This is a genomic window from Erwinia sp. JH02 (assembly GCF_013074405.1).
In the GTDB taxonomy this organism is placed as follows: domain Bacteria; phylum Pseudomonadota; class Gammaproteobacteria; order Enterobacterales; family Enterobacteriaceae; genus Erwinia; species Erwinia rhapontici.
Genome location: NZ_JABANZ010000024.1, coordinates 22,267 through 29,381 on the forward strand (window position 1 = coordinate 22,267; position 7,115 = coordinate 29,381).

The 7,115-nt window shown below is 54.1% G+C and carries 7 protein-coding genes; 5 read left to right on the top strand and 2 right to left on the bottom strand.

What is annotated here, in order from left to right; all coding sequences use genetic code 11:
• Nucleotides 1-56: 56 nt before the first annotated feature.
• The 5 genes from hemE to HHI26_RS25070 all read left to right on the top strand — a co-directional run bounded on the left by hemE (nucleotide 57) and on the right by HHI26_RS25070 (nucleotide 3,767).
• On the top strand, nucleotides 57-1,124 hold the full coding sequence (gene hemE, locus HHI26_RS25050; protein ID WP_171149969.1) for a uroporphyrinogen decarboxylase: 1,068 nt from the start codon (nucleotides 57-59) through the stop codon (nucleotides 1,122-1,124).
• Nucleotides 1,125-1,140: 16 nt separating this feature from the next.
• Nucleotides 1,141-1,806 (top strand): deoxyribonuclease V, encoded by a 666-nt coding sequence (gene nfi, locus HHI26_RS25055; protein ID WP_133846989.1) that lies wholly within the window; start codon nucleotides 1,141-1,143, stop codon nucleotides 1,804-1,806.
• A gap of 62 nt (nucleotides 1,807-1,868) precedes the next feature.
• The gene (locus HHI26_RS25060) at nucleotides 1,869-2,459 is read left to right on the top strand and encodes a YjaG family protein (protein ID WP_133846988.1); all 591 of its coding nucleotides are present in this window, start codon (nucleotides 1,869-1,871) and stop codon (nucleotides 2,457-2,459) included.
• Between the two features lie 188 nt (nucleotides 2,460-2,647).
• Nucleotides 2,648-2,920, top strand: a complete 273-nt coding sequence (gene hupA, locus HHI26_RS25065) for a nucleoid-associated protein HU-alpha (RefSeq protein ID WP_133846987.1) — start codon at nucleotides 2,648-2,650, stop codon at nucleotides 2,918-2,920.
• Between the two features lie 181 nt (nucleotides 2,921-3,101).
• Complete coding sequence (locus HHI26_RS25070) at nucleotides 3,102-3,767, top strand: DUF1481 domain-containing protein (RefSeq protein WP_133846986.1); 666 nt, start codon at nucleotides 3,102-3,104, stop codon at nucleotides 3,765-3,767.
• A gap of 73 nt (nucleotides 3,768-3,840) precedes the next feature.
• Here HHI26_RS25070 and purD read toward each other — a convergent pair whose 3' ends face one another.
• Nucleotides 3,841-5,121, bottom strand: a complete 1,281-nt coding sequence (gene purD / locus HHI26_RS25075) for a phosphoribosylamine--glycine ligase (RefSeq protein ID WP_159338612.1) — start codon at nucleotides 5,119-5,121, stop codon at nucleotides 3,841-3,843.
• Between the two features lie 14 nt (nucleotides 5,122-5,135).
• Nucleotides 5,136-6,725 (bottom strand): bifunctional phosphoribosylaminoimidazolecarboxamide formyltransferase/IMP cyclohydrolase, encoded by a 1,590-nt coding sequence (purH, locus tag HHI26_RS25080; RefSeq protein WP_171149970.1) that lies wholly within the window; start codon nucleotides 6,723-6,725, stop codon nucleotides 5,136-5,138.
• Nucleotides 6,726-7,115: the final 390 nt, after the last annotated feature.

Below are 7,115 nucleotides of genomic sequence, written 5' to 3' on the forward strand. Positions count from 1 at the left end.
ATCGTCAATTCCAATAAATGTTACACTAGCAGCCTGTATGGTGAGAGAGTCTCGTGATGAGTGAACTGAAGAACGATCGATATCTGCGCGCATTGCTGCGCCAGCCAGTGGATGTTACCCCGGTATGGATGATGCGTCAGGCCGGACGTTATCTGCCGGAGTACAAAGCAACTCGCGCTGTAGCCGGTGACTTTATGTCGCTGTGTAAAAACGCGGAACTGGCCTGTGAAGTTACGCTGCAACCTCTGCGGCGTTATGCGCTGGATGCGGCGATCCTGTTCTCCGATATCCTGACCATTCCCGATGCGATGGGACTGGGACTGTATTTTGAAGCAGGTGAAGGCCCACGTTTTTCCTCTCCTGTCACCTGCCGCGCTGACGTTGAAAAATTGCCTGTTCCTGACCCGGAGCAGGAGCTGGGTTATGTGATGAATGCGGTACGTACCATCCGCAAAAACCTCAACGGCGAGGTGCCGCTGATCGGGTTTTCTGGCAGCCCGTGGACGCTGGCAACCTATATGGTGGAAGGCGGCAGCAGCAAAGCGTTTACCAAACTGAAAAAGATGATGTACGCCGAGCCGAAAACGCTGCATCTGATGCTGGATAAGCTGGCCGACAGTGTCACGCTGTATCTCAATGCTCAGATCCGCGCAGGTGCCCAGTCAGTGATGATTTTTGACACCTGGGGCGGCGTATTGACCGGACGCGACTACCTGGAGTTTTCGCTCCACTACATGCACAAAATCGTTGATGGTTTGCTGCATGAAAATGAGGGGCGCCGTGTACCCGTTACCTTGTTTACTAAAGGTGGCGGGCAATGGCTGGAAGCGATGGCCGCAACAGGTTGTGATGCGCTGGGCCTTGACTGGACAACGGATATTGCCGACGCACGTCGCCGTGTGGGCCATAAGGTCGCGTTGCAGGGCAATATGGACCCATCGATGTTGTATGCCGCTCCTGAGCGTATTGAGCAGGAAGTGGCGGGCATTCTTGAGGGCTTTGGTCAGGGCGAAGGGCATGTGTTCAACCTTGGCCACGGTATTCATCAGGATGTACCACCAGAAAACGCCGGTGTGTTCGTCGAGGCAGTGCACAAGCTCTCACGTCCTTACCACCAGGAGTAATCAGTTAGGGGAAAATATGGATATTGCAGCATTACGTGACGAGCAGCGTCAGCGTGCAGCGGACGTGAGATGTCAGGATGACTTTGATGTAATGCCTCCCCGCCTGATTGGTGGCGCGGATGTGGGGTTTGAACAGAGTGGTGCGGTGACACGCGCCGCCCTGGTGATTCTGGAATATCCCTCACTTCAGGTTATTGAGCATCAGGTGGCGCGTGTTGCTACGACGATGCCCTATATTCCCGGTTTCCTGTCATTTCGTGAAACACCTGCTCTGCAAGCGGCGTGGAAACAACTGTCCAATCATCCCGACCTGTTATTCGTTGATGGACACGGAGTGGCTCATCCTCGTCGTCTTGGTGTGGCCAGCCACTTTGGCCTGCTGGTCGACGTCCCTACGATTGGCGTGGCGAAAAAACGCCTGTGTGGAAAATTCGCCCCCCCGGCAGCAGAACCGGGCAGTTGCCAGCCTCTGATGGACCACGATGAGTTGCTGGGCTTTGTGCTGCGCAGCAAGGCTCGCTGTAATCCTCTGTTTATCTCTCCCGGACACCGCGTAAGCCATGCAACTGCACTTGACTGGGTGCAGCGTTGTTTGCAGGGCTATCGTCTGCCTGAGCCTACGCGCTGGGCGGATGCTGTTGCCTCGCGCCGCACGGCTTTTACCGCGCTGCCCCGGGGTTAACCGTGCTGCCCTGTGGCTTTTCAGGTACACTGCGGCAAGTGCATTAATTCTGAGATCCCGATATGTTACGTAACCCGATTCATCTGCGGCTGGAAAAGCTGGAAAGCTGGCAGCACGTTACTTTTATGGCTTGTCTGTGTGAACGCATGGTGCCCAACTACCGTGCATTTTGCCAGCAAACCGGTTTTGGTGATGGCCAGCTTTACCGCCGTATTCTCGATCTTTTATGGGAAACCCTGGTGGTGAAAGACGCGAAAGTGAACTTTGACAGCCAGCTGGAAAAACTGGAAGAAGCGATCCCTTCAGCCGACGACTACGATCTGTATGGCGTTTACCCGGCAATTGATGCCTGTGTGGCGCTCAGCGAGTTGCTGCATTCTCGTTTGAGTGGTGAAACGCTGGTCCATGCTATTGCCGTGAGCGAGACGTCAATTACGACGGTGGCGATGCTGGAAATGACCCAGGCAGGTCGCGAAATGACCGAAGAAGAGCTGAAGGTGAATCCTGCCGTTGAAGAGGAATGGGACATCCAGTGGGAGATATTCCGCCTGCTCGCCGCCTGCGAGGACAGGGACCTGGAGCTGATAAAAGGGTTACGATCCGACCTGCGTGAATCCGGTATTAGTAACATCGGTATAAATTTTCAGCAGTAAGGCGACAAAACGTGACTTCAGGCCTGATTTGTAGCGCCTTTGGGCTTCACATTCGCCCCCAGTCTGGTCTACATTTGGGGGGCTGAAAAATGTGGCTATCGGTGCGTGTATGCAGGAGAGTGCCAGAATCTGGTTTTTCCCTCGCACTTGATGCTTAGCAAGCGATAAATACACTGTAAGGATAACTTATGAACAAGACTCAACTGATTGATGTAATTGCGGACAAAGCGGACCTGTCTAAGACCCAGGCTAAAGCTGCTCTGGAATCCACCCTGGCTGCGATTACTGAGTCTCTGAAAGACGGTGATGCTGTACAACTGGTTGGTTTTGGTACCTTTAAAGTTAACCACCGTGCTGAGCGTACTGGCCGCAACCCGCAGACTGGTAATGAGATCAAAATTGCCGCTGCAAACGTACCGGCATTTGTATCTGGTAAAGCACTGAAAGACGCTGTTAAGTAATCGTCTGACGGTGAAGAGTTTAAACAGGGGGGCGAATTCGCCCCTTTTGTTTATCTCTCCCCCTGCGTGGATCATTCCGTATCCTTTCACTGCCTGCTGCTCCTCCGCCATATCTCGATAAACCTCCGTTTACCCGCTAACGGTTTCTTCTGCTTTACCGCTGTTGTGATACTCTTTTCGCATGAAACTGACTTCTGTAGTCCAACGACTCTCTCTTGGCATGCTAATTCTGTTAGCAGGCTGTAGTTCGCATTCTGATCTGCCGGACTTTACCGCCAGCGGCTATCTTGCCGATCGGGGTACGGTGCGCATCTGGCGTAAGAACCAGCACGAGCAGGTTTCACATCTGATGACGGTATATACCCCGTTTAATGGTGCCGCTACGGAAACCAGCGACTATCTCTGGCAGCAGGGCAAGCTGGTTTCGGTAGAACGTCATGTTATCGGTGATAAGCCTGACGATGTGACGCTGCGCTTTGACCAGGACGGCAGCCTGAGCTTTATGCAACGCCAGTTGTCCGGGCGGCGCGAAGCCCTCTCTGCGGATGAGATTGCGCTGTATCAGTTTGATGCCCAGCGGATGCTAAAAATCAGTGATGATTTGCTCTCAGGGAATGTATTGCTCAGGCAGGGTAGCTGGCAACAGGATGGCACAATCACCACCTGTCAGGGGAAAACAGTGCGACCTGAGCTGGATCAGACTGAGCTGGGTCGTATCGCCCGTCAGCAGCGAGACACGTCCGGCCCGGTGAGTATCGCCTGGCTGGAGGCTCCGGCAGGCACGCAGCTGCTGTTGGTGTCTGCCAGTGACTTCTGCAAGACGGAACCGAAAGAAGAGGGATTTTAAGCATAAAAAAGGCGATCGTTGATCGCCTTGATGCTGAATCGGTCAAAGCGGATCGACGATCCGCTTCGATGCGTTATTTACGGTCTATCGCGCGGTAACCGATATCTTTACGGCAGAAGCTCCCTTTCCATGAGATCGGTTTGGCAAGCTCATAAGCACGTTTCTGTGCAGCAGCAACGTCTTCGCCCAACGCAGTAACGCAGAGAACGCGGCCACCATTGGTCACGACCAGCTCGTCCTGCAGTGTGGTGCCAGCATGGAACACTTTGCCATCCGCCACTTCTTCCAGAGGCAGGCCATGGATCTGCTCACCGTTAACGTAATCTCCCGGGTAGCCGCCAGCGGCCAGCACCACACCCAGTGATGGACGGGGATCCCAGACTGAATCTTTTTCATTCAGTTTGCCATCAACGGCCGCCAGGCAAAGATCGACCAGATCGGATTGCAGACGCAGCATGATCGGTTGAGTTTCTGGATCGCCAAAGCGGCAGTTGAATTCGATCACTTTCGGCTGACCACTTTTATCGATCATCAGGCCTGCATACAGGAAGCCGGTATAAACATTCCCTTCACCCGCCATTCCGCGTACGGTTGGCCAGATCACTTCGTCCATCACACGCTGGTGGATTTCATCTGTGACCACGGGGGCTGGAGAGTAAGCGCCCATGCCACCGGTATTCGGCCCGGTATCACCATCACCAACGCGTTTATGATCCTGGCTGGTGGCCATTGGCAGCACGTTCTCGCCATCGACCATCACGATAAAGCTGGCTTCTTCGCCGTCGAGGAACTCTTCCACCACAATACGGTGACCCGCATCGCCAAAAGCGTTGCCTGCCAGCATATCCTGAATGGCGTCTTCGGCTTCCTGCAACGTCATGGCCACAATCACACCTTTACCTGCCGCCAGACCATCGGCCTTGATGACAATCGGTGCGCCTTTCAGACGAACGTAAGCCAGAGCAGGCTCCACCTCGGTAAAGTTCTGGTATTCGCCGGTTGGGATCTTGTGGCGTGCCAGGAAGTCCTTCGTGAACGCTTTAGATCCTTCCAGCTGTGCAGCGGCCTGGGTTGGGCCAAAGATCTTCAGGCCGGCTGCGCGAAACGCATCTACTACGCCGATGACCAGCGGTGCTTCCGGGCCAACGATAGTCAGATCGATCTTCTCATCGCGGGCAAAAGCCAGCAGGGCAGGAATATCTGTCGGGCTGATCGCCACGTTTTGTAACGCAGGCTCCAGCGCGGTGCCCGCATTACCAGGAGCAACAAAAACGGTATCAGCCAGTGGAGACTGAGCGGCTTTCCAGGCCAGCGCATGTTCGCGGCCGCCATTACCAATCACTAAAATTTTCATCTGAAGCTCCGTAATTAATGGCGGAAGTGGCGCATGTCGGTGAAGATCATCGCAATGCCGTGTTCGTCAGCGGCAGCGATCACTTCATCATCACGAATCGATCCACCCGGTTGGATCACGCAGGTGATGCCAACCGCAGCAGCGGCATCGATCCCATCGCGGAACGGGAAGAATGCATCGGAGGCCATAGACGAGCCGTTGACTTCCAGACCTTCATCGGCGGCTTTGATACCGGCAATTTTGGCGGAGTAAACGCGGCTCATCTGGCCAGCGCCTATGCCGATGGTCATATTGTCACGTGCATAGACGATGGCGTTGGACTTGACGAACTTCGCCACTTTCCAGCAGAACAGCGCATCACGCAGTTCCTGCTCGGTAGGCTGACGCTGGCTAACCACGCGCAGCTGGCTTTCGTTTACCATTCCGAGGTCACGATCCTGTACTAACAAGCCACCGTTAACACGTTTGAAGTCCAGACCGGCGTGACGCTGCTGCCACTGGCCGCACGTCAGTACACGCACGTTCTGTTTCGCGGCAGTCACTTTCAGTGCGGCTTCAGTCGCAGAAGGGGCGATAATCACTTCAACGAACTGGCGGCTGATAATGGCCTGCGCAGTGGTTTCGTCCAGCTCGCGGTTGAAAGCAATAATGCCGCCGAAAGCAGACGTCGGGTCAGTTTTGTAGGCGCGCTCGTAGGCATCAAGAATTGAACCGCCAACTGCTACGCCACAGGGGTTAGCATGCTTGACGATGACGCAGGCTGGCTGGTCAAACTCTTTCACACACTCCAGCGCTGCATCGGTATCGGCGATGTTGTTATAAGAGAGTGCCTTGCCCTGGACCTGCTGTGCTGTTGCGACAGAAGCCTCGCTAACATTCTCTTCTATATAGAAGGCAGCATCCTGATGGCTGTTCTCACCGTAACGCATATCCTGCTTCTTAATGAAGTTCAGATTAAGAGTCCGAGGGAAGCGACCGGAAGGTTCAGTGGAGTCACCGTGATAAGCAGGAACCAGGCTACCGAAGTAGTTGGCGATCATGCTGTCATAGGCGGCGGTGTGTTCGAAGGCTTTAATCGCCAGATCGAAACGTGTGGACAGCGTCAGGGAGTTATCGTTGGCATCCAGTTCGGCAACGATGGCCTGATAGTCACTGCTCTTGACCACAATCGCCACGTCTTTGTGGTTCTTGGCGGCGGAGCGCACCATGGTTGGGCCACCGATATCGATGTTCTCAACCGCATCTTCCAGCGAACAACCTTCACGGGCAACGGTTTCGGCAAATGGATAGAGGTTAACGACGACCATATCAATCGGTGAGATGCTGTGTTCAGCCATGATGGCATCATCCTGACCGCGGCGTCCTAAAATGCCACCATGCACTTTCGGGTGCAGCGTTTTGACGCGTCCATCCATCATTTCCGGGAAACCGGTGTAGTCAGACACTTCAGTAACAGGCAGGCCGGCATCTGCCAGCATGCGTGCAGTGCCGCCAGTGGAGAGCAGCTCGACGCCACGTTGAGAAAGCGCCTGAGCGAATTCGAGGATACCGGCTTTATCAGACACGCTGAGCAGCGCGCGGCGTATAGGACGACGTTGTTGCATGATTTATCCCTTGGCTTTGGATCGCATATAAAGAGCGTTATATGAAGCTTAGACTTTCTCTTTCTTCTATATAGGAAGAAAACAGAGAGTAAGGTTCATGTAACGCCCCTGAAGGGGCTTCCGTTACGCGCGGGCATTGTAGCGAAAACGATTGCGCGATGCTCGTCAAAATTGTGGTCATACGACGAATGTGGATAAGTTTGTGCATAAGCGGGTATAAGCAGGGGTTTTGCTGGGGATTGCAGCAAACAGTCAAATTATCGCAAATTAGCCCTTGTCACCCGTCGAGAACTGCCTATAATGCGCAACCACTGAGACGGCACAACGGCTTACGGCCAGCGGCTCAGGAGGTTCAGGAAGCATCTGAACCGCCGGAAAAAATTTCTCAAA

Excerpts from the sequence above, each read along its gene's own strand:
- hemE (WP_171149969.1), top strand. The coding sequence starts at position 57 with ATGAGTGAACTGAAGAACGATCGATATCTGCGCGCATTGCTGCGCCAG.
- nfi (WP_133846989.1), top strand. The coding sequence starts at position 1,141 with ATGGATATTGCAGCATTACGTGACGAGCAGCGTCAGCGTGCAGCGGAC.
- HHI26_RS25060 (WP_133846988.1), top strand. The coding sequence starts at position 1,869 with ATGTTACGTAACCCGATTCATCTGCGGCTGGAAAAGCTGGAAAGCTGG.
- hupA (WP_133846987.1), top strand. The coding sequence starts at position 2,648 with ATGAACAAGACTCAACTGATTGATGTAATTGCGGACAAAGCGGACCTG.
- HHI26_RS25070 (WP_133846986.1), top strand. The coding sequence starts at position 3,102 with ATGAAACTGACTTCTGTAGTCCAACGACTCTCTCTTGGCATGCTAATT.
- purD (WP_159338612.1), bottom strand. The coding sequence starts at position 5,121 with ATGAAAATTTTAGTGATTGGTAATGGCGGCCGCGAACATGCGCTGGCC.
- purH (WP_171149970.1), bottom strand. The coding sequence starts at position 6,725 with ATGCAACAACGTCGTCCTATACGCCGCGCGCTGCTCAGCGTGTCTGAT.